Consider the following 22637-nt stretch of genomic DNA (forward strand, 5'->3'; position numbering starts at 1 on the left):
CGTTTATTGACGGGCGCAAGCAGCTATTATTTTTATAGCGCGCAAGACCTGAACCCACAGAAAATATCATCCCGTCCGGGCAGGCAGAAGTTGCGGAAGCGTGGATGCTTCAGGCGCGCACGCGTTGCGAACGAGCCGCCGCGCAGAACCTTGTGGCTGCCGAACCAGGGTTCGGAATACGCGGCGAAAGGGCCGGGCACAAAACCCGGGTAAGCGCGAAAGGTGGTGCCCGTCCACTCCCACACGTCGCCCCAGCGAAAGCCCCTGCGGGCGGCCGTGCACGCAGCGGTTTCCCATTCCACTTCTGCGGGCAGGCGGCGGCCAGCCCAGCGGCACCAGGCGTCAGCTTCCCACCAGCTCATGTGCATGGCCGGCTGGTTGCCGAGCATGCGCATGGCCTTGCCAAAGCGGGTCAGCATCACGGCGCCGCTGGCCACGCCGATCTGTTCAACGTAACGCGGACCGCGCCTGCCTTCGCTTTTCACGATAGCCTGCAACCACTCCCATCCCTCGGGCTGCCAGAACTCGGGCCGGTCATAGCCGCCGTCATCGACAAATTCCACGAACTGCGACCAGCTCACCGGCTGCGCGTCGATCTCGAACTCGGGCACGCTGATGTCGTGCTGTGCCAGCTCGTTGTCGAAGGCAAAGCCTTCAGCGTCCGATGGTGCGGCAGAGCCCATTTTCCAGACAGTAGCCGGGACCAGCAGCGCGCCCCGCAAGGCCATGGGCGGGGGCGTGAAGGCTTGCAACAAGTCCTTCTCAATAGGCACACCCAGCATCTGCGCTGCGTGGGTCAAGGCTTCAGCCTGCATGTCCTCATAAAAAAGGCACAGGCGGTAGAAGTAGAGTGCATCGCTGTCTTCACCGGCTTTTCCCAGCAGCTCCAGGGTGCTTTCCAGCGTATCGAGCAGATAGGCACGGCAGGCCTGCACATCGGGCAGGTCAAGCGCCCAGCGCTGGCTGTGCGGAACACTTGCAGGGTCCCAACAGCGGTCGGCGTTGGGCTCCATCGAAGCGAGACGGGTGTGCCCCGGTGCGCAGCGTATTCCCTGTGCGCGCTGCACATTGCGGCCGATCCACCATTCCTGGAACCAGCCGACGTGGCCGAGCATCCACAGCGGAGGGCTCAACAGCGGGGAGGCCGGCACGGCGAAGCCAACGGATTCCAGCGCCTGTTGGTACTGGCCAAAAATCCGCAAGGTGTGGTTGCGGGCATCCATCAGCGCCAGCGACAGGACGTCACGGCCGGCGCTGCGCATCAGGGGCGAGTCAAGCAGGCTGTTCATTGTGGCGAATGTCTGAAGACGTGAGGGATGAGGTGCTGGACGAGACGAGTAATAAAAAGGTGTGGCGCCTCACGCCGGACAAAGTTGCGCCAAGGGCTGCCAGGGATGGACACAAACAAGGCGCCACCAAGGCAGGCGCCGGTTAAAGCCAGAATAGCAGACGGACCGACGGCGACGTCACATAAGTGATTAGGTTGCATGTTGGCCGGGAGTACAAATGAGAGCCAGGCCAAGGCTTTGCCTCACCGCCGAAAATATTGATGAAAAGATGTCGTGCTACAGCGACTTACCCCCTTTTGTAACAACAAGTACACGGATAGACTCCGGCCAGTCGCCCCGTATCTTGAGAATGCCTGCAGGTGTCTGGAGGACGCATCGACTGCCCCTGACCCCGCCCCTTGACTCACTCACCAGCACGCCACTTATGCAACCACACGATCTGAACTCATCGCCCGCCGAGCTCGACATGACGCTCCTGGACCTCGGGCCCCTGGCGTGGGTGCTGGAAGAACTGGGCAAGTCGCTGGAAGGCTCCAACAAAGCCCTGAAACGCTTTTTGAGGGAGGCCGAAGGCGTCAGCAACTCGGATCTTGCGGCACTCGATGCCGGCCAGTTACGCATTGCCCGCCAGCAGTTGCACCAGGCGGTCGGCGCGCTCGAGATGGTCGGCATGAGCGCGCCTGCACTGGTGCTGCGGGCGATGGAAACGGCGGTGCAGAAGTTCATCCAGTCGCCGGGGCAATGCACGCAGGATGCCGCAGCCAAGATCGAACTTGCCGGTTTTTCCCTGGCGCATTACCTCGAAGACGTGCTGGCCGGCAAGCCGGTGTCTGCGGTGTCACTTTTCCCCCAGTACCGCGACATCCAGGCCCTGGTTGGCGCAGATCGCGTCCATCCTGCGGATCTCTGGGTGTTCCAGTGGCGCTGGATAGAGCCGGTCCTCAATATCACCGTCGACGCCAGGGCGTACGGCGGTGAATCCCGGCAGCTGCTGGACCGGCTGATGCTGACCCTCATTCGAACCGGTGATGCAGAAGCCGCGCAAAGCCTCAGCGATGTGTGCCTGGGGTTCGCCCAGGGTCAAACCGGCATCGAACCCAGGACCTTCTGGAAAATAGCAGCGGCGTACTTCGAAGCACTGGCAAAAGGCCTGCTGAAGATCGATCTTTACGTGAAGCGCGCCACGCTGCGCATCCTGCTGCAGTATGTCTGGCTGGCCAAAGGCACGGAGGCTTCGGCCCGGCTTGCGGAAGATCTGCTTTTCCTGTGTTCGCAGGCGAAAGTCCCGCGTTCCAGCGATGCACCGGTGCTGTCGGCAGTGCGCTCGAGTTATGGCTTGACGCGGTTCAAGCCGGTTGACTATGAGTCGGTCCAGTTCGGCCGCTTCGCCCCGGCCCTGATCGCGCAGGCCCGCAAGCGCATCGGCTCGGCCAAGGAAAGCTGGTCCGCGGTCACGGCAGGAGACGTGAGCAAGTTCAAGTCCCTGAACGACCAGTTCAGCCTGGTAACGGATTCACTGGTCAAGCTGCACCCGCCGAGCGAGCCGATGGCGCGGTCGCTGACGCGCGTGATCGCCTCGACGGTCAGTTCGGGTCAGGCTCCCAGCCCCGAGTTGGCGCTGGAGGTGGCAACCGCCGTGCTGTACCTGGAAGCCGTGTTTGACGATTTCGACCCCAACGACCCGCGCCTGTGGGCCCGGACAGCCCGGCTCGCGGAGCGGCTTGAAAGCGCCAGGACGGGCGGACAGCCACAACCGCCGGAATCGTGGATGGAGGAGCTGTACCAACGCGTCAACGACAAACAGACCATGGGAAGCGTGGTGGGCGAACTGCGCGTGGCCCTGGGTGTGCTGGAAAAATCCCTCGACAGCTTTTTCCGCACGCCAGAGGACAAAAAACCCCTGGCCGTGGTGCCAGGGCAGCTCGCACAGATGCAGGGCGTGCTGTCCATGCTCGGGGTAGACCAGGCAGCGGTGGCGGTGATGCACATGCGCGAGCTAGTGGAACAAATGCTCAAACCTGGTGCCAATGAACAGCAGGCCCACATGGCAGGATCGGTCGATCGCCTCGGCAATAATCTCGGCGCCTTGAGCTTCCTGATTGACATGCTCAATTACCAGCCCGGCCTGGCAAAAAAACTGTTTGTGTATGACGCGGTGAAAGGTGAACTGAAGGCGGACAAGGACAACTGAAACGGAAGGAGCGCGGCCGGGGCTGCGTCTTGGGGCAGCAGGTGAAATGCCTGAGAAAACATCCTTGTTTTAAACTGGCTGCCACGCACACCACCCGCGCACCGACGGTACCGCGGGAACGCCATTGAAAGCACCCATGAACGCCCCTGAAACACTTCCGGGCACCCCACCCCGGCTCACCAGCCTGTCGCATGGCGGCGGTTGCGGATGCAAGATTGCGCCTGGCGTGCTGAGTGAAATTCTCAAAAACTCCAGCACTCTCCCGATTCCGCCGCAGCTTCTGGTGGGCATTGAAACCGCCGACGACGCAGCCGTTTACCTGCTCAATGACGAGCAGGCGCTGATCGCAACGACCGATTTCTTCATGCCCATCGTCGACGATCCCTACGACTTCGGCCGCATCGCCGCCACCAACGCGATCAGCGATGTGTACGCCATGGGCGGCACGCCCATCATGGCGCTGGGACTGGTGGGCATGCCCATCAATGTGCTGCCGCTGGAGACCATAGGCGCCATCCTGCGCGGCGGGCAGGACGTTTGCCGCGATGCGGGCATTCCGATCGCAGGCGGCCACACCATCGACTCGGTCGAGCCGATTTACGGCCTGGTGGTGCTGGGCCTCGTGCACCCTTCGCGTGTCAAGAAAAATTCCGGTGCCAAGGCCGGGGACGTGCTGGTGCTGGGAAAGCCGCTGGGCATCGGCATCCTGTCCGCGGCGCTGAAGAAAGATCAACTGGATGCTGAAGGCTACGCCCGCATGATCGCGCTCACCACACAGCTCAACAAGCCGGGTATCGAGCTGGCGCGTATGGAAGGCGTGCATGCACTCACCGACATCACCGGCTTTGGCTTGGCAGGCCACGGCCTGGAACTGGCCCGCGGGGCCGGCGTCCAGTTGCGCATTGACTGGCAGCGCGTGCCGCTGGTCAGTGGCGCGCGTGAACTCGCAGCACAAGGCTGTGTGACGGGCGCCTCGGGGCGCAACTGGGCCAGCTATGGGAATGAAGTGAGTTTGCCCGCAAGCTTTGCCGACCTAGACAAAGCCTTGCTCAGCGACCCGCAAACCTCGGGAGGCCTGCTGGTGTCATGCAGCGCCGACAGCGCAGCGGAGGTTCTGGCAGTTTTCCACGCCCAGGGGTTTGCCGAAGCGTCCGTGATCGGAGAGGTCGCTACGGGCCAAGGGATGGCCGTACGCTAAAAAACCGCGCGAGAGTCTGGCACAAGCCGCAAAACCCTAGGGTAAACCCGGAAATTTTTTGTCAGTCTTTATTCAGTGCGGGAGCGGGCATCCGTCGTACCATTCATGCCTCGACGTACCTTGTGGGTACTTTCTCATTCAAAAGAACTTATCGGAGACATCCCGTGTCCGCACTCCTCAAACTCGCACTGGCCTACGACTGGCTGACCACGCGACTGGGCAAGATCGCCGCCTGGACGGTGCTCCTCGCCGCAATGATTTCGGCTGGCAACGCCTTTGTGCGTTACGGCCTGGACATCAGTTCCAACGGCTGGCTTGAAATCCAGTGGTACCTGTTCGCCGCCACCGTGATGCTGGGCGCGCCTGTGGTGCTCAAGCTCAACGAGCACGTGCGGGTGGACATCATTTACGGCAAGCTCAAGGGTAACGGACCGGTGTATGTGGATATCTTCGGCCTGACCGTCTTCCTGCTGCCGGTCATGGGCCTGCTGGCCTACCTGAGCTGGCCGCTGTTCATGAGCATGCTGCGCTCGGGCGAAGTCTCGGGCAACGCCGGCGGCCTGATCCGCTGGCCCGCGATGTTGCTGCTGCCGCTGGGCTTCGGCCTGATGTTCATGCAGGGCCTCTCGGAAATCATCAAGCGCATCTGCTATCTCCAGGGCAAATTCGAGATGGATACGCACTACGAAAAACCGGTTCAGTGATCCATTTGCATCGCTCGTTCCCATAAAAATACTTTCAGGACTACCCCATGCAGATGGAAAATTTTGCCCCGATCATGTTCGCGGGCCTCGTGCTGATCATGCTGATCGGCTTTCCCGTGGCTTTCTCGCTCGCAGCCCTCGGGCTGGGCTCGGGCTTCCTGGCCATCGAAATGGGCTGGTTCCCTGCCAGCTTCATGTCCAACCTGCCGCTCAACATGTTCGGCATTTTGTCGAATGAGCTGCTGCTGGCGATTCCCTTCTTCACCTTCATGGGCGCCATCCTTGAAAAGTGCGGCCTGGCTGAAGACATGCTCGACTCCATGGGCCAATTGTTCGGCCCCGCCAAAGGCGGCCTGGGCTACTCGGTCATCATCGTCGGCTTCATCCTGGGCGCCATCACCGGTACTGTGGCCGGCCAGGTGATCGCCATGGCGTTGATTTCACTGCCCGTGATGATCCGTTACGGCTACAACATGCGCTACGCCACCGGCGTGCTGGCAGCCTCCGGTACCATTACGCAGCTGGTGCCGCCGTCACTCGTACTGATCGTCATGGCCGACCAGCTGGGCCGCTCCGTTGGCGACATGTACAAGGGCGCCTGGGGCCCCTCCATCCTGCAGGTGCTGATCTTCGCTGGCTACACCTTCATGCTCGGCGTGTTCAAGCCGCACCATGTTCCCGGTGTGCCCAAAACCGCACGCACGCTCAACGGCTGGGCGCTGTGGGCCAAATGCCTGCGCGGCATCATTCCCTCGGCCATCCTGATCTTCGCGGTGCTGGGCTCTATGGGCGGCCTTCCCGGTATCGACACCGCCATCGCTACGCCGACGGAAGCCGGCGCCATGGGTGTGGTGGGTGCACTGGTACTGGCCGCCATGCACAAGCGACTGACCCCCTCGCTGATCTGGGAAGCCATGAGCGGTACGATGCGACTGACAGCCATGGTCGTCTTCATCCTGATCGGCGCGCGTGTCTTCTCGATGGTGTTCCAGGGCGTGGACGGCGCCAAGTGGGTCGAGCACATGCTCAGCGGCCTGCCGGGTGGCCAGACAGGCTTCCTGATCGCCGTCAATCTCTTCATCTTCTTCCTGGCCTTCTTCCTCGACTTCTTCGAGATCGCCTTCATCATCCTGCCGATGCTGGGCCCCGTTGCCGACAAGCTGGGCATCGACCTGATCTGGTTCGGCGTGCTGCTGTGCGTGAACATGCAGACCAGCTTCATGCACCCGCCCTTCGGCTTCGCACTGTTCTATTTGCGCGGCATCGCCGACACGCTGTTCAAGGAAGGGCGCATCCCCAAGCCGATCAAGTCCAATGACATCTACCTGGGCGCGATTCCCTGGGTGGCGATGCAGCTGATCCTGGTGGCGATCGTGATCTTCGTGCCGCAGACGGTAACGATCTTCCTCGACAAACCCGCGGTGATCGACCTGGATAAAGTCAAGATCGAGATCCCCGTCGACGAAAGCGCGACCCCACCTGCGGGCGCGGCCAGCGGCGCGGCAGGCAGCGACCCGCTGGCACCGCCGGCAGAACCGAATTCCGACGACGAACAGAAAAAGGTCGACGAACTGTTCAAGACCAAATAATCCGGTTACGGCCTTCCAGGCCCGTGCGACGCCCCTTTCGCGAGGGGCGTTTTTTTTGCTACCCTGGGCCCACCCGCCTCACACACTCAGCCCTCCATGGATCCCATTTCCACACCCAGCCCTTATTTTGGCCCGCCACCCTTCAAGTTCACGCCGACGGGCGGAAGCATCTCGGGGCAGGCATTTTCCGTGACCTTCAAGATCCTGGCGACCGTCATCGTGCTGGCACTGGCTGCAGCATTTGTGCAGGCCTGGCTGGCCGGCAGGGCCTCGGGCGCATCGGCCGGTGGCGGCTGGTTCATCGCGGGCCTGCTGCTCGTTGGCTATACCTGGTGGCACATCCTGCGTAGCGTCACACGCCTCGATGAGCAAGGCCTCTACCAGAGCTGGGTGTGGGACAAGCACATGGAGCTGCGAGAACTCGCCTACGGCAAGCTGATCCGCGTGCGCGGACTCGAATGGCTGATCGCACCACGTCTGTATGTGCGTACCTTGATGGGGAAGTTCGCGGTGTTCTACGCCGCCTCACCCGAGATGGTCGCGGAATTTGAACGGCTCGTCAGCGAACTGAAGACCTTTCGCAGCCAACGCTGAAGGCGCCCTCACTGCCCATCGAAAAGGCAGATGAAAAAAACCGCGACTTGTCGCGGTTTTTTATCCCCCCTGGAGAACGAGAAGGCCACGGGTCCCTTCAAGCAGGGACCGCGGAACCGGCTTCGCCGGGCCGCAGGCGCAGCGGCCCCCTCGGGGGGCAGCGCATTACACGAAGTCGAAGACGCAGTGAAAAGCGTGGGGGCTTATAAAGTGACACCCTGCATGTACGTGTCGAAGCGCGACTCGGCGAAGCGGAACCAGAGGATCTGGTCCTTCTGGAAAGCACGGTAGTCGCTGTAGATCTTCTTCCAGTCAGGGTTCTTCTCGGCCAGCTCGGCATACAGCTCCATCGACGCCTTGAACGAGGCATCAAGCACGGGCTTGGGAAAGGGCAAGACCTTGGTCTTGGCGCCCACCAGCTGTTTCAGCGCGGTCGGGTTGCGTGCGTCGTACTTGGCCTGCATGTCGATATGGGCGTGCGAAGCGGCTGCTTCAATGATCGCGCGGTACTCTGCGGGCAAGGCTTCCAGCGCCTTGTTGTTGATGAAGAAATCAACTTCAGGGCCGCCTTCCCACCAGCCGGGGTAGTAGTAAAACGGCGCCACCTTGTTGAAGCCCAATTTCTGGTCGTCGTAAGGACCGACCCACTCGGCAGCATCCAGCGTGCCCTTTTCGAGAGCCTGGTAGATTTCGCCGCCGGGAAGGTTTTGCGGAACCACGCCCAGACGCTCAACCACTTTTCCGGCAAAGCCGCCGATGCGGAACTTCAGGCCTTTCAGGTCGGCCACGGTCTTGATTTCCTTGCGGAACCAGCCGCCCATCTGGGTGCCGGTGTTGCCGCCGGGGAAGCTCACCAGGTTGTATTTGGCGTAGAACTCATTCATGAGCTTGCGGCCGTTGCCTTCGTACATCCAGGCCGACATCTGGCGCGAGTTCATGCCGAAGGGAATCGCTGCACCGATGGCAAACGCTTCGTTCTTGCCGAAGTAGTAGTACGGCACGGTGTGGCACATTTCCACGGAGCCTTGGCCGACGCCGTCGACCACACCAAAAGCGGGCATCAATTCACCGGCTGCGTGGACGCTGATCTGGAACTTGCCGCCAGTCATCTCGCTGACCTTCTTGGCGAACACTTCGGCACCGCCGTAAATGGTGTCAAGCGGCTTGGGGAAACTGGAAGCCAGGCGCCAGCGGATGGCGGCCTGCGCGTGAACGGCAGGTGCCACACCGGCGGCCAGTACACCGGCAATACCGGCGTTTTTGATAAGTGAACGACGATCCATTAAATGCAATCTCCTGAAGGGTGGTCGGTTTGCGGTCCGAATGGACCTGCGGACGCCCAGCTGGCAATCGACGGCTATGCAAGCCGTGCTTTTGAGCAAGAGGGCAGGGGTCTATTTTGTCAGCATTTCACGCCTCTTGCCCAACCCGTTTTTATAGTATCGGGACAGACGTAAAAAAGCCGCCTGCAAGAGGCGGCTTTCAGGATGGCCGATGGGCGGGGTTCAGAGTTTCTGGGCTTGCATGAAGCGGTCAAACGTGGCTTCCGTGAAACGGAACCACAGATTCTGCTCGGCGCGGAACTTGGAGTAGTCGGCGTAGATCTTCTTCCAGTTTTCGTTCCTCGCGCCGATCTCTTCGTACAGCGCCATGGACTCCTTGAAGGCCGCGTTCATCACGTCGGCCGGGAAAGGGCGCAGCTTGGTGCCCGCGCCCACCAGTTGCTTGAGAGCGCCCGGGTTCTTCGCATCGTATTTGGCCTGCATGTCGCCGTGGGCCTGGGCCGCAGCCGCTTCCACAATCGCCTTGTTCTCTGGCGTGAGGGCTTCGAATGCCTTGTTGTTGATGAAGAAGTCCAGCTCGGGGCCACCCTCCCACCAACCGGGATAGTAGTAAAAGGGAGCAACCTTGTTAAAGCCCAGCTTCAGGTCGTCGTAAGGTCCCACCCATTCGGCAGCATCGATCGTGCCTTTTTCGAGCGCCTGGTAAATCTCGCCGCCGGGAATGTTCTGGGGCACGCCGCCTATGCGCTCCAGGACTTTTCCGGCGAAGCCGCCTATGCGCATCTTCAGGCCCTTGATGTCCTTGACGGACTTGATTTCCTTGCGATACCAGCCACCCATCTGGGCGCCGGTATTGCCGCCCGGGAAGTTCACGATGTTGAACTTGGAATAGAACTCGCGCATCAGCTTCATGCCGTTGCCTTCGTACATCCAGGCACTCATCTGCCGGCTGTTCAGGCCGAAGGGAATGGCGCAACCCAGCGCAAAGCATTCGTCCTTGCCGAAGAAATAGTAGGGCGCCGTGTGGCAAGCCTCGATGGAGCCTTGCTGCACGCCGTCGACCACACCGAAGGCCGGCATCAACTCACCGGCCGCATGCACCGAAATTTCAAACTTCCCGCCGGACATGGCCTTGACGGCTTTGGCAAATACTTCGGCGGCACCAAAAATCGTGTCAAGGGATTTGGGGAAACTGGAGGCCAGGCGCCAACGAACAGCAGCCTGCGCATGAACGGCAGGTGCGACACCTGCGGCCAGCACACCGGCAATACCGGCGTTTTTGATAAGTGAGCGACGATCCATAAAACTCTCTCCTGAAGTTATCGAATTTTGCGTTGATCTGCCAGATCGGTTCGGCGTACTACAACAGTTGAATTGCATTGCCTTGATTGAATCGGCGGAGCATGGATACTTTGTCACTCTTTTGCATAAAAACACCCCGTTTTTACCCGTAGATCGCACACAAAAAAGCCGCCTGGGCAGGCGGCTTCTGGCGAAAACGTTTCAGCGAGCGGCTCGCCAGTTGCAAGCCGCTCGCTCCCTATCTGATCAAGTTGATGGCTCTACAGCTTCTGGCTCTGCATAAAGCGGTCGAAGGTCGCCTCGGTAAAACGGAACCACAGGTTCTGGTCGCCGCGGAACTTCGAATAGTCCGCATAGACCTTGCGCCAGTTTTCATTTTTGGCCGACAGCTCTTCATACAGCTTCATGGACTCCTTGAAAGCGGCGTTCATGACATCGGCAGGGAAAGGCCGGAGCTTGGCGCCAGCACCCACCAGCTGCTTCAGGGCCGTCGGATTCTTGGTGTCGTATTTGGCCTGCATGTCGACGTGTGCGGCGGCGCTGGCCGCTTCCACAATCGCCTTGTATTCGGGCGACAAAGCATCGTAGGCTTTCTGGTTGATGTACAGGTCCAGCTGCAGGCCGCCTTCCCACCAGCCGGGGTAATAGTAGTTGGGCGCCACCTTGTTGAAGCCCAGTTTCTGGTCGTCGTAGGGACCGATCCATTCGGCAGCATCGATGGTGCCTTTTTCCAGGGCCTGATAAATCTCACCGCCGGGAATGTTTTGCGGGACGCCGCCCAGACGTTCAATCACTTTGCCGGCAAAACCGCCAACGCGGAATTTGAGGCCTTTCATGTCGGCAATGGACTTGATTTCCTTGCGGAACCAGCCACCCATTTGCGCGCCGGTGTTGCCGCACGGAAAGCTGATCATGTTGTACTTGGCGTAGAACTCGCGCATCAGCTTCAGGCCATTGCCCTCAAAGGTCCAGGCACTCATCTGGCGACTGTTCAAGCCAAAGGGGATCGCGCCACCGATGGCAAAGGTTTCGTCCTTGCCGAAGAAATAGTAAGGCGCCGTATGGGCTGCCTCGATGGAGCCTTGCTGCACGCCATCGACCACGCCAAACGCAGGCATCAGTTCGCCTGCGGCATGGACGGAAATTTCAAACTTGCCGCCGGAAATCGCCTTGACATGCTTGGCAAACGTTTCAGCACCTCCATAGATCGTGTCCAGCGATTTGGGAAAGCTGGATGCCAGGCGCCAGCGAACAGCGGCCTGCGCGTGAACAGCCGGCGCAACGCCTGCTGCCAAAACACCGGCAACGCCAGCGTGTTTGATGAGTGAACGACGATCCATCAGGTTGACTCCGAAAGGTAAAAATGAAAATTCCACTGGGCTCGCGCACCAGCCAGACCGCTTTGCAGGTCTTCAGGAATTCTAAAAATGAGGGGGTCTCGACCCGGCCGGGTTTACCCTTGAAGAGCTGACGGGAAGCTGTCTATGTGGCCCCCACGGTCGCGCACTTCGTGTCGCTCCCTGCCCCCCCGAGGGGGCCGCTGCGCCTGCGGTCTGGCGAAGCCAGTCCCGCGGCTCCTGCTTGATTTAAGAGCCTTTCAGGGTCTGACTGAATCCGTGATCAAGCGACGGATTTGAGTGCGGGCTTGGGGGATTTGCCAGACTGCAGCAGTGAGGCAAAACGTGCCGTGATGGACGCTTCAATGCCGGCGGCGTCCAGGCCTTGCAAGGCCAGTAGTTTGGCTGGGTCACCGTGTTCGATGAACTCGTCTTTGAGGCCCAGGTGCAGCACCTGCTTGTTGACGCCTGCGGCTTGCAGGGCTTCGCTGACGGCGCTGCCGGCGCCGCCCATGATGGCGCCTTCTTCGACCGTGACGAGGGCTTCATGGCTGGCCGCTACTTTGAGCAGCAGTTCGGTGTCCAGCGGTTTGGCCCAGCGCATGTTGACGACGGTGGCGCCGATTTTTTCGGCGGCTTGCAGGGCCGGGTATAGCAAGGTGCCGAAAGCCAGGATGGCAACACCCGAGCCTTCGCGGCGGACTTCGCCTTTGCCGAAGGGCAGTGCCTCAAGGCCGGTTCCCGGCTTGATGCCGGCGCCGGCGCCGCGCGGGTAGCGTACAGCCACCGGATGGTTTTGCTCGAAAGCCGAGCTCAGCAGCATGCGGCATTCATTTTCATCGGCGGGGCATGCCACGCTCATGTTGGGAATGCAGCGCAGGTAAGGAATGTCATAGGCGCCCGCATGCGTGGCGCCGTCGGCGCCGACCAGGCCGGCGCGGTCCAGTGCAAACACGACAGGCAGGTTTTGCAGGGCCACATCGTGGATCAGCTGGTCGTAGCCGCGCTGCAAAAAGGTGGAGTAAATCGCCACCACGGGCTTGAGCCCTTCGCAGGCCATGCCCGCGGCGAAGGTTACCGCATGCTGCTCGGCGATACCGACGTCGTGGTAACGCTCGGGAAAGCGCCTGTGGAACTCAACCATGCCCGAGCCTTCTCGCATGGCCGGTGTGATGCCGACGAGCCGGCTGTCGTGCTCGGCCATGTCGCACAGCCACTGGCCGAACACCTGGGTGAAGGTCTGCTTGGCCGGTGCGGTGGACTTTTGCAGGCCCATGGCCGGATCGAACTTGCCGGGACCGTGGTAGGCGATGGGGTCGGCTTCGGCGAGCTTGTAGCCCTGGCCTTTTTTGGTGACCACATGCAGGAACTGCGGGCCGCCTTTGGTGTCCATCAGGTGTTTGATGTTCTCGAGTGTGGGAACCAGCGACTCCAGGTCGTGGCCGTCGATGGGACCGATGTAATTGAAGCCGAAGTTTTCAAACAGCGTGGCAGGCACGACCATGCCCTTGGCATGCGACTCCAGGCGTTTGGCCAGTTCCAGCAGCGGCGGCGCCACGCGCAGCACCTGCTTGCCCATGTGCCTGGCGGATGCATAAAAACGCCCGCTCATGAGCTGGGCCAGGTAACGGTTCAGCGCACCCACCGGCGGGCTGATGCTCATGTCGTTGTCGTTAAGCACCACCAGCAGCTTGCAATGGTCGTGCACACCCGCATTGTTCAGGGCCTCGAAGGCCATGCCGGCGCTCATGGCACCGTCGCCAATGATGGCCACCGCATGGCGGTCTTCGCCTTTTTGCTGGGCGGCCAGCGCCATGCCCAGTGCAGCGGAAATCGAGGTCGATGAGTGAGCCGTGCCGAAGGTGTCGTAGGGGCTTTCGTCGCGGCGCGGAAAACCCGACAGGCCGCCAAACTGCCGCAGGCTGTCCATGCGCTCGCGCCGGCCCGTGAGGATTTTGTGCGGGTAGGTCTGGTGGCCCACGTCCCACACCAGGCGGTCTTCGGGGGTATTAAAGACGTAATGCAGAGCCACCGTCAGCTCCACGGTGCCCAGGTTCGAGCTCAGGTGGCCGCCGGTTTTTGAAACACTGTCAAGCACGTAGGCGCGCAGCTCGTCGGCCAGGGGTTTCAGGTCAACGCGGGGCAGGCTCCGCAGGTCGGCGGGGCTGTTGATGGTTTCAAGCAATGGGTACATCGTGGTGTCGCTGTTTGTGGCAAGGCCGGTTTCCCGGTCCGCGGTATTCAATCCTGATGACGGCTTCAATGATGACGGTTCACAAGCATGTCCGCCAGTGCGCGCAGGGCATCAGTGTGGCCCAGCCCGCTGGCGTCCAGGCTGCGCAGCGCCTTGCCCAGCAGTTGCTGCGCATAGGCTTTGGAGTCTTCCAGCCCCATCAGCGATACAAAGGTGGGTTTGTCCTGGGCGGCGTCCTTGCCGGCCGTCTTGCCCAGCGTGGCGGAGTCAGCGGTGACGTCCAGGATGTCATCAACGACCTGGAAAGCCAGGCCGACGGCGGCGCCGTAATCGCGCAAGGCGTCTTGAGCGGCCGGCGTCGCAGCACCACAGGCTGCGCCCATCATCACGCTGGCCTGCAGCAGCGCACCGGTTTTCAGCCGGTGCATTTCATGCAGCTGGGAAGACGTCAGCGGCAGGCCCACGCTGGCAAGGTCAATGGCCTGACCGCCGGCCATGCCCTGAAAACCGGCCGCCTGGGCCAGCATGCGGCACAAGCGCGCCTGTGTGGCCGCATCAACTGAATCATCGGGGGGCGTGAGGAATTCAAATGCCAGCGCCTGCAGGGCGTCGCCGGCCAGCAGTGCCTGAGCCTGGCCGAACTTGACATGCACCGTGGGCTTGCCGCGGCGCAGCACATCGTTGTCCATGCAAGGCATGTCGTCGTGCACCAGCGAATAGGCGTGGATCAGTTCTACCGCGCAGGCGGCTCGCAGGGCGGCTTGCGCATTGCCCTGCACGGCCTCACAGGCCGCCATAACCAGCAAGGGCCGCAGGCGTTTTCCACCGTCGAGCACGGCATAACGCATGGCGTCGCCCAAGCCCGCAGGCGCAGGCGCGTCGCTGGGGCAGGCAACCCAGCGCGACAAGGCGCTCTCGACATTGGCAAGCTGCCCGGCACTCCAGGCGCTCAAGGTAAACAAAGGCAATTTTTCAGGGGCGTTCAATCGTGGGTCTCTTTTTTAGGGGTGAAGGAATGTTCTGCCTGCAATGAGCCGGTTATTCCTGCACCCACGGCTTGAGTTCCGTGCCTTCCAGCACCTTGATCTGGGTTTCCACGGCTTCGAGCTTGTCCCTGCAGAACTTCAGCAGTTGCGCACCGCGCTGGTAGCCGGTAAGCAGTTGGTCCAGCGGCAGCTGCCCGGATTCCAGGCTGTCAACCAACCCCTCAAGTTCCTGCAATGCGGCCTCATAGCTGGCGGGCAATGCCGGCGCGGAGGCAGTGGCGGCGGACGAAGGACTTTTGGCCATGGTGTGATTTGGGTGAAGGGTGATTTTAGGCCGTTGCAGGCAGGTTGCAGCCCCGGCGCCCGGGACTACGAATCCATACATCTCTATTATCCGGCGGCGGCGTGCGAAGACTCGCAAAAAGGCCTGCGCGGGTACAATTGATAACAGTTCTCGATAACAGCAGTGCCCTGCTGCGGGATATCCGGCCTTGTTTTATCCGTGGGCTGTCGCTCAGCCTGCCTACCCGCTTGTCAACAGCCTCCACCGCCTTGGCGCAGGGGCATGTTCACCGAAATTTGCATGTCTGATCTCAGCCTCCGTCTCCTGCAGGCAACCAGCCAGCTCCCCATTTCCAGCTACTTTGATGCAGGCCTGTACCAGCGGGAGCAGCAAAAGCTGTTTGCCCGCGGGCCGCGCTACCTGGGCCATGAACTGGCCGTGCCGCACCTGGGCGACTATTACGCCCTGCCGCATGAGGGCGAAGGCCGGGCGCTGGTGCGCAACGCTTCGGGCATCGAACTGATCTCCAACGTCTGCCGGCACCGCCAATCCACCATGCTGCAGGGCCGCGGCAATACCGGCAGCAACATCGTCTGCCCATTGCACCGCTGGACCTACAACACGTCAGGCGAGCTCATAGGCGCACCGCACTTCGAGATCGACCCCTGCCTGAACCTGAACCGCTACAAGACCACGACCTGGAACGGCCTGGTGTTCGAGGACACCGGCCGCGACGTCGCCGCCGAAATGTCGCAGCTGGCCACCTACGCCGACCTCGACTTCTCCGGCTACCAGCTCGACAAGGTGCACCTGCACGAGTGCAACTACAACTGGAAAACCTTCATCGAGGTCTATCTGGAGGACTACCACGTTGGCCCTTTCCACCCCGGCCTGGGCGGCTTCGTCACCACCGACGACCTGCGCTGGCAACTTGAACCAAACTATTCAGTGCAGACCGTGGGCGTGTCGGACAAGCTGGGCAAGCCCGGCACCGACACCTACAAGAAATGGCATGACGTGGTCCTGCAGTACCGCAAGGGTGTGCCCCCCAAATACGGTGCCATCTGGCTTACCTACTACCCTCACGTCATGGTTGAGTGGTACCCGCACGTGCTGGTGGTCAGCACACTGCATCCGCAGGGACCCGATAAGACGCTCAACGTGGTCGAGTTTTTCTACCCCGAAGAAATCTGCGCCTTCGAGCGCGAATTCATCGAAGCGCAACAAGCCGCCTATATGGAAACCTGCGTGGAAGACGATGAGATCGCCCTGCGCATGGACGCCGGCCGCAAGGCGCTGATGATTCGCGGCGACAACGAGTTCGGGCCTTACCAAAGCCCCATGGAAGACGGCATGCAGCACTTTCACGAGTGGTATCGCCGCGAAATGGGCGCCAGCAAAACCACGCAAATGATTTGATAGCGCCGGCATTGCTACTTATTTGATAGCTGCTCGCGCAATACCATTGCGGATCTCAGCCCCTTTTACCCCTCATAACTCCCTACCCTGAAAACCGATGCAAGCCGTCTGGATGATTCTTTCCTCCTTCCTGTTTGCCACGATGGGGGTCTGCGTCAAGTACGCGTCGGAACACTTCAACAGCGCCGAACTGGTGTTCTACCGCGGCACCCTGGGCATCGTCTTCATGGCCGCCTACGCCCGCGCGCGCGGCATCACCCTGGTCACCCGCTACCCCGCCATGCATGCCTGGCGCAGCGTGATCGGCGTGATGTCGCTGTCGGCCTGGTTTTACGCCATTGCCCATTTGCCGCTGGCGACCGCCATGACGCTCAACTACATGAGCAGCGTGTGGATCGCGGCTTTCCTGGTGGGTGGTGCGCTGATGCTGGGCAAGGCCGGCCAGAAAGGGCCCAGCCAGGGGCCTTTGGTCATGGCCATCCTGGCAAGCTTTGCCGGCGTCGTCATGCTGCTGCGTCCCGCGATCGACCAGAACCAGACCTTTGCCGGGCTGGTGGGCTTGATGTCGGGCCTGGGGGCTGCCTTTGCCTACATGCAGGTCATGGCAATTTCGCGCATGGGCGAGCCCGAAACGCGCACCGTGTTTTATTTTGCCGTGGGCACGGCGGTTGCCGGCGCTCTCGGCATGGCAGTCATGGGCATCACGCCCTGGAACTGGGAACACGCGCTGTGGCTGCCGCCCATCGGCATCCTGGCTTCGCTGGGCCAGCTGTCCATGACCAAGGCTTATTCCATGTCTGAAAACCATGGCGGCACGCTGATGGTGGCCAACCTGCAGTACTCGGGGATTGTGTTCGCGGCTATCTACAGCCTGATCCTGTTTGGCGACAATATCCCCCTGATCGGCTGGGCCGGCATGGGCCTCATCATCGTCAGCGCGATTGCCGCAACTGTTTTGCGCGCCCGCGCCGCGCCGAACGCCCCGGCAGAGGAACACTAAGGAGCATGCAATGAGCTACACCACCCTGATTTCCGCCGTACAACTGCAAGCCCTGATGTCATCGGCCAAGCCCCTGCGCATCTTCGACTGCACGTTTGACCTGATGAAGCCGAACGTGGGGCACGAGCAGTACCTGGCCTCGCACATTCCCGGCGCCGTCTACGCCAATCTGGACACCGCCCTGAGCGCGAAGCACGGCGTGGCAGGCGCCCATGGCGTGATCACCGCCAGCGGCGCTGATGCACCCGCGTCGGGCGGACGCCACCCGCTGCCTAACCGCGAGAAATTCGCCACCTGGCTTTCCAGCGTCGGCTTTGCCAACAACATGCAAGCGGTGGTGTATGACCGCAACGGCGCCAACTACTGCGGGCGCCTCTGGTGGATGCTCAAGTGGGCCGGCCATGAAAACGTGGCGGTGCTCGACGGTGGGCTGCAAGCCTGGCAGGCCGCAGGCGGCGCCGTCAACAGCGGCGAAGAACCAGCCCATTTCCAGGCCAACTTTCTTCTTGCGCCCGAAAAAGCCACGCTGGTATCGGCCCAGACCGTGGCGAGCCAGCTGGGTCGCCCGACACAAACACTGGTTGACGCGCGCGCTACGCCGCGTTTCAAGGGCGAAGTGGAGCCCCTGGACCCGGTGGCGGGCCACATCCCCGGCGCATTGAACCGCCCCTTCGGCCAGAACCTGGGGCCGGACGGGAAGTTCAAGCCGCCAGCCCAACTCAAGACCGAGTTTGAAGCACTGCTGGCTGGCCGCAACCCTGCCACCGTGGTACACCATTGCGGCAGCGGCGTCAGCGCCGTTCCCAACCTGATTGCCATGGAGTTGGCCGGCCTCGGAAGAAGCGGGCTCTACGCTGGCAGCTGGAGCGACTGGTGCAGCGACCCGGCGCATCCGGTAGCACAGGGCTGAGATCACCCGGCCCCGCAACGCCGGCAGAAACACAAAAACCTGCATGCTTTCAGGCATGCAGGTTTTTTTATGTTGAAACGGCCGCGCAGGACCCGTTCAAAAAAAGCCGGTCAATGCCGGATTTTCATACCCGATTATTTGGCCGGAGCGCTGGATGGCGCACTGGGCGCCGCCGCGTCACCTGTCATCGGGGACGTGCTGGTTCCCGATGGGGTGCTACCGGTTGTGGACGTACCCATCGAAGAGCTGCTGCTTGTTGGGGATGGCGTGGTCGACGGCGAAGGTGTGGTCGAAGGTGAAGCGGCAGGTGTCGAAGGCGACGCGCCGGTGTCTTCCACCTTTTTGCCACAGGCTCCCAGTGCCAGCAAAGCGGCCAGGGCAACGGCGGTAAGGGCAGCAGGTTTGAATTTGGATGCGTGCATGTCGGTTTCCTTTTTTGAAGATGAAATGGCTGAACGGTGAGTGGCTGAACGTCAGCCGGAATTCAATTTAGCCCGGTACATCGGGCTTACCCCATGAGACGGTGTCCCACAGGGCTGTAAGCGTTTTTCGCCTGATGCCCACGCGGACGCGTGATGAAAAAGCGCCCGTATCAACACGCGCGCGCGTGGCCGGACAAACGGATGCGCTTGTGCGGGTTGTCAAGGCGTGAACCCGACGAAGGGCCGGCACCACGACTGCTCCGCGAGCCGTTGTCCGGCCGGTCACCCAGGCGCCCTTTAGAAGGGCTGGGTTCGGGCCTGTGGGAGTGAAGTGTCTCTGCGGTGGTTTTCATGACGGTCTCCTGAAAGTCACCTCTGCTTGCGGCAGAAAAGCCGTGGCGAGGTGCAGACTGTTGAGTGGGATTGGGGTTGGGGTGGTTTGCGGCGCTTGCACACCTGCTACGCACCTGTGCCTGCCTTATTCACTTTAGGCACCGTTGCTGCCGGGGAATGTAGGCAATGCCTCTGGATTGCGTAGGAAAAAACCTACAAACCGTCTTCTTTCGTCTTTTTCGTTCGGACGCCACGTTCACATACCCACTGGAAAATGGAAGGTAGAAAAAGAAAGCCGATAGAGGTAACGGAAAGGCCGGGCGTCCCGAAAATCCTTACAAATTCAAGTAAAAACGGCCATTCGTCCTTATGGAACGGGCGCAAGCAGCTATTAAATCAATAGCATTCAAGACCATTCAGCCGGTATCGGAAGTCACCGGCTGCGCTGGTGAGCGCACGTGCTCCGGCCGCACGCCCACGCCGACCGCATAGGCCGGCAGCGCCTGCAGCACGGGCCAGCGGCGCATCAGCTTCAGTGGCCAGGGCAGTGCCATGGGCGGGCGGTCACGCCCCCGCGCCGCCAGTACCGGGCTGAGCAGTCGGTTCTGGATGGCGACCTGCACCGCCTGCGTGACGCGTGTGGGAAACAACCGGCGCCTTTGCACCTGCGCCAGAAAGGGGGTCAGCGCGGCGCGGTCCAGCTGGGGGGTTGCCAGGGGTGCAGCCAGAATGTTGGCCGCCGCCACGGCATCCTGCACCGCCAGGTTGATGCCCACGCCGCCCACAGGCGACATCGCATGTGCAGCGTCGCCGATGCACAGCAGGCCGGGCTTGTACCAATGCTCCAGCCGGTCCACCGTCACACTCAGCAGCTTGATGTCGTCCCAACTGGCCAGGGTGGCGATACGGTCGGCAAAGAGCGGTGCTACCTTCACCACATCAGCCCTGAAAGCCTCGAGCCCCTGCAAGCGAACGGCCTCGATGCCGCCCTTGGGGATCACATAGGCGCACTGCCAGTAAGTGCGGCGGTCAATCATGGCCAGGAAAATGCCGTTGGTAATGCGCCCACCCGTCGTGGAAGGATCGCCCGGCATCTTGGGCAGGCGCATCCACAGCACATCAATAGGCGCACCCAGATCGCGCACGACCAGCCCCGCCGAACTGCGCACCGTAGACCGCCTGCCATCGGCACCGACCACGAGGTCCGCCATCACCTGCAAGGCGCCCCCGGGCGTCGCGACCTCCACGCCCGTCACCACGCCATCTTGCTGGATCACGCCGGTCACTTCGGCGTTCTGGATCAGGCGAAAACCGGGATACAGCTCCGCTTCATCGCGCACAAAATCCAGGAACTCCCACTGGGGCATCATCGCGATGAATTTGCAGCGCAGGCGCAAATGCCTGAAGCTGGCCAGCACGAGCTCGGTGTTGCCGACCACGGCGCGCAACTCGCTTACTTCGTCGTGCGGGCGCGCCAGGAATTTCTCCAGCAGGCCCAGTTCGTGAATCACTTCAAGGGTGGAGGGATGCACGGTGTCGCCGCGAAAGTCACGCAGGAAATCGGCGTGCTTTTCCAGCACAAGCACCTGCACTCCTGCGCGCGCCAGCAAAAGGCCCAGCATCATGCCGGCCGGGCCACCGCCTGCGATGCAGCAGCGCACATTCATTACGTCGGCCATGGTGTCTCCCGGAGATGAAAATCCCACGACCATATCCAGGCTTGATGGCCCTTGCAAGCTCCAGGCTGGGCAGCCACCGCCCAGACCCGTCAACATTTCTAGCGGAGCTGATTTCGCCTATTTCAGCGTCATTGGCATGGGGGTGGTCTGCACTTCACCGGGGTCCGGCGGGGTGTCCAGGGGCGGCAGGGGCTCGGGTGGTGGAACGTTCGGATTGGTGGCCATGGCTACTTCCTGCTTCCCTTTTCCGGCGTTGTTCGGCCCCTGCCAGGCGACTGCAGAGACTGCGGCGGCTCCGCCCGCTTGGGCAGGTCACGAATCATCGCTTCACCTTTTTCGTCCCGGCCGTCGGACGGCAAGTCCGCCTCCGACGTCGGTTCGGGCTCTTCATTGCCCGGCCGCTTGCGCGTGCCGCTCATCACAGGCCCACCACCATCAAAGGCATGTCATGGATTGCCAGTGCAGCAGCGGCTGCCATGCTGGCGAAAACGGTAATGAAAAAAGCGATGTACGCGGCTGCGCGCGGGCGGTGAAAACTACGCGGCTTGCGCTGCGGCGCTTCTTGAGCCCACTCGCCGCTGACATCGTAGGCCGAAGGGCGGAAAGCGCTGGAAACCGTGGTGGAGTCTGAATGGAAGTTCATGGCGGGCCTGCCTTTTGCACAGTGTTTTGCACAACGCAACGGAGCATCAAAAGGATGCTTGGCCTTATCTTCCCGCTCCGCCCGAAACCCGCCTATAGGTCGCCAGGCCTTGTACCTGTCGGGCGCCGTCTGACAGCAGCCGCAACCGCAATTGCGCCTTGCCGCTCAATGGTGGTGCGCCATCCCGCTGATCAGCGTTACCAGGCCGATGCCGATACCCAGCCAGGCGATTTGCGCCATGGTTTCCCGGGCGGTGACGCGTTTTTGCAACTGGGGAATCAGGTCGGCCAGCGCGACGTAAATGAAGCTGCTGGACGCCATGATCAGGAAAAACGGCAGGTAGTCGTACAGCTGGTCAACCAGCGCATAGCCGACCACGCCGCCCAGCGCGGTGACGGCACCGGCCAGCGACACCTTGATGAAAGCGGCGCGGCGGTTGTTGGAGGTCTGGCGCAGCACCACCAGGTCGCCCATGTGGTGAGGCACTTCATGCACCAGCACCGCCAGTGCGGCGACCACGCCCAGCCGCAAATCGGCCATGAAGGCCGACGCGATCAGGATGCCATCGCCGAAAGCGTGCACGCTGTCGCCGGCCAGCACGGCCCAGCTGCCGCTTTTGGTTTCGCCATGCGTATGGTCATGGTGGTGGCCGTGGTGGCTATGCGCGGCATGGACGTGTTCCGTATGGTCATGGTGTGCATGCGCCGCCGCCTCGGGGCCATGGTGCTCGCCGCCATGGTGCTCATGGCCGTGGTGCCACAGTTCGGCCTTGTCGAGCAGGAAAAAGAACACCAGCCCGACCAGCAAGGTGGCAAACAGCTCCTTGGCCCCGGCCTGGCTTTCAAAAGCCTCGGGCAGCAAATGCATGAAGGCCGTGGCCAATAGCGCGCCGGCCGCCAGGCTGAGCATGTGCTGGGTGTACCGGGCCAGCACGCCAAAGCTGAGCAGCGCCGCCAGCCACACGCTGCCAATCCCTGCAGCCAGGGTCCCCACCAAAATTGCTATCAAAGTCATAGCTGCTCGCGCCCGTTCCGACTGGGCCGGAGCCCAAAATGATGATTCAACACCCCGTGGAGGTTACACCACACACGACAAAAACCCGGGCGCGGCATCCAATGCCTGCGACCGGGGTTGCTTTTATCTTATCGTGGCTGTCAAGCGGTTGGCCCCCACGGTCGCTCACTGCGTGTAGCTCCCTGCCCCCCCCGAGGGGGCCGCCCGCCTGCGGCCCGGCAAAGCCAGTCCCGCGGCTCATGCTGGCTTGAAGAGTTCTGTGGGTGC

Annotated in this window: 19 protein-coding genes; 9 read left to right on the top strand and 10 right to left on the bottom strand. The window is 61.6% G+C overall.

The features are described 5' to 3' along the window. Positions 1-32 precede the first annotated feature (32 nt). Positions 33-1289, bottom strand: coding sequence for a selenoneine synthase SenA (senA, locus tag AC1D11_RS10090; RefSeq protein ID WP_477646319.1), 1257 nt, complete (start codon positions 1287-1289; stop codon positions 33-35). A gap of 424 nt (positions 1290-1713) precedes the next feature. Here senA and AC1D11_RS10095 point away from each other — a divergent pair, with 424 nt between their 5' ends. The 5 genes from AC1D11_RS10095 (at position 1714) to AC1D11_RS10115 (ending at position 7565) form a co-directional block, all read left to right on the top strand. Further along, the gene (locus tag AC1D11_RS10095; RefSeq protein ID WP_477646320.1) at positions 1714-3480 is read left to right on the top strand and encodes a FimL-related protein; all 1767 of its coding nucleotides are present in this window, start codon (positions 1714-1716) and stop codon (positions 3478-3480) included. A 136-nt stretch (positions 3481-3616) separates the two neighbouring features. Further along, entirely contained in the window at positions 3617-4678 is a 1062-nt protein-coding gene (gene selD, locus AC1D11_RS10100) for a selenide, water dikinase SelD (RefSeq protein ID WP_477646321.1), read from the top strand. A gap of 164 nt (positions 4679-4842) precedes the next feature. Then, positions 4843-5382 carry a TRAP transporter small permease subunit gene (locus AC1D11_RS10105; RefSeq protein ID WP_477646322.1) on the top strand — a complete coding sequence of 180 codons (540 nt, stop codon included), beginning with the start codon at positions 4843-4845 and terminating at the stop codon, positions 5380-5382. 47 nt (positions 5383-5429) lie between these two features. After that, complete coding sequence (locus tag AC1D11_RS10110; protein ID WP_477646323.1) at positions 5430-6971, top strand: TRAP transporter large permease; 1542 nt, start codon at positions 5430-5432, stop codon at positions 6969-6971. 96 nt (positions 6972-7067) lie between these two features. Then, the gene (locus AC1D11_RS10115; protein WP_477646324.1) at positions 7068-7565 is read left to right on the top strand and encodes a hypothetical protein; all 498 of its coding nucleotides are present in this window, start codon (positions 7068-7070) and stop codon (positions 7563-7565) included. Between the two features lie 203 nt (positions 7566-7768). Here AC1D11_RS10115 and AC1D11_RS10120 read toward each other — a convergent pair whose 3' ends face one another. From AC1D11_RS10120 to AC1D11_RS10145, 6 genes are all read right to left on the bottom strand, one after another. Beyond that, positions 7769-8848: a TRAP transporter substrate-binding protein gene (locus tag AC1D11_RS10120; protein ID WP_477651005.1), complete on the bottom strand. Its 1080-nt coding sequence runs from the start codon at positions 8846-8848 to the stop codon at positions 7769-7771. A 222-nt stretch (positions 8849-9070) separates the two neighbouring features. Continuing rightward, on the bottom strand, positions 9071-10150 hold the full coding sequence (locus AC1D11_RS10125; RefSeq protein ID WP_477646326.1) for a TRAP transporter substrate-binding protein: 1080 nt from the start codon (positions 10148-10150) through the stop codon (positions 9071-9073). Positions 10151-10410: 260 nt separating this feature from the next. Next, a complete protein-coding gene (locus AC1D11_RS10130) occupies positions 10411-11490 on the bottom strand; it encodes a TRAP transporter substrate-binding protein (RefSeq protein WP_457280015.1) in 1080 nt (359 codons plus the stop codon). Positions 11491-11770: 280 nt separating this feature from the next. Continuing rightward, positions 11771-13681, bottom strand: a complete 1911-nt coding sequence (dxs, locus tag AC1D11_RS10135; protein ID WP_477651006.1) for a 1-deoxy-D-xylulose-5-phosphate synthase — start codon at positions 13679-13681, stop codon at positions 11771-11773. Between the two features lie 65 nt (positions 13682-13746). Further along, entirely contained in the window at positions 13747-14667 is a 921-nt protein-coding gene (locus AC1D11_RS10140) for a polyprenyl synthetase family protein (protein ID WP_477646328.1), read from the bottom strand. A gap of 52 nt (positions 14668-14719) precedes the next feature. After that, the gene (locus tag AC1D11_RS10145; protein WP_477646329.1) at positions 14720-14971 is read right to left on the bottom strand and encodes an exodeoxyribonuclease VII small subunit; all 252 of its coding nucleotides are present in this window, start codon (positions 14969-14971) and stop codon (positions 14720-14722) included. Positions 14972-15250: 279 nt separating this feature from the next. On the opposite strand from AC1D11_RS10145, the gene AC1D11_RS10150 reads away from it, so the two are divergent. The 4 genes from AC1D11_RS10150 (at position 15251) to AC1D11_RS10165 (ending at position 18741) form a co-directional block, all read left to right on the top strand. Next, a complete protein-coding gene (locus AC1D11_RS10150) occupies positions 15251-16369 on the top strand; it encodes an aromatic ring-hydroxylating oxygenase subunit alpha (protein WP_477646330.1) in 1119 nt (372 codons plus the stop codon). 97 nt (positions 16370-16466) lie between these two features. Continuing rightward, positions 16467-17369 carry a DMT family transporter gene (locus tag AC1D11_RS10155; RefSeq protein WP_477646331.1) on the top strand — a complete coding sequence of 301 codons (903 nt, stop codon included), beginning with the start codon at positions 16467-16469 and terminating at the stop codon, positions 17367-17369. 10 nt (positions 17370-17379) lie between these two features. Next, the gene (locus AC1D11_RS10160) at positions 17380-18279 is read left to right on the top strand and encodes a sulfurtransferase (protein ID WP_477646332.1); all 900 of its coding nucleotides are present in this window, start codon (positions 17380-17382) and stop codon (positions 18277-18279) included. 69 nt (positions 18280-18348) lie between these two features. Next, positions 18349-18741, top strand: a complete 393-nt coding sequence (locus tag AC1D11_RS10165; RefSeq protein ID WP_477646333.1) for a hypothetical protein — start codon at positions 18349-18351, stop codon at positions 18739-18741. A gap of 709 nt (positions 18742-19450) precedes the next feature. Here the strand turns inward: AC1D11_RS10165 and AC1D11_RS10170 are convergent. The 3 genes from AC1D11_RS10170 to AC1D11_RS10180 all read right to left on the bottom strand — a co-directional run bounded on the left by AC1D11_RS10170 (position 19451) and on the right by AC1D11_RS10180 (position 22370). Further along, positions 19451-20713, bottom strand: a complete 1263-nt coding sequence (locus tag AC1D11_RS10170) for an FAD-dependent oxidoreductase (RefSeq protein WP_477646335.1) — start codon at positions 20711-20713, stop codon at positions 19451-19453. 418 nt (positions 20714-21131) lie between these two features. After that, positions 21132-21356, bottom strand: coding sequence for a hypothetical protein (locus tag AC1D11_RS10175; protein ID WP_477646336.1), 225 nt, complete (start codon positions 21354-21356; stop codon positions 21132-21134). 165 nt (positions 21357-21521) lie between these two features. Then, the gene (locus AC1D11_RS10180; protein ID WP_477646337.1) at positions 21522-22370 is read right to left on the bottom strand and encodes a ZIP family metal transporter; all 849 of its coding nucleotides are present in this window, start codon (positions 22368-22370) and stop codon (positions 21522-21524) included. Positions 22371-22637 lie beyond the last annotated feature (267 nt).

It is taken from the genome of Polaromonas sp. P1_E11 (genome assembly GCF_056405995.1).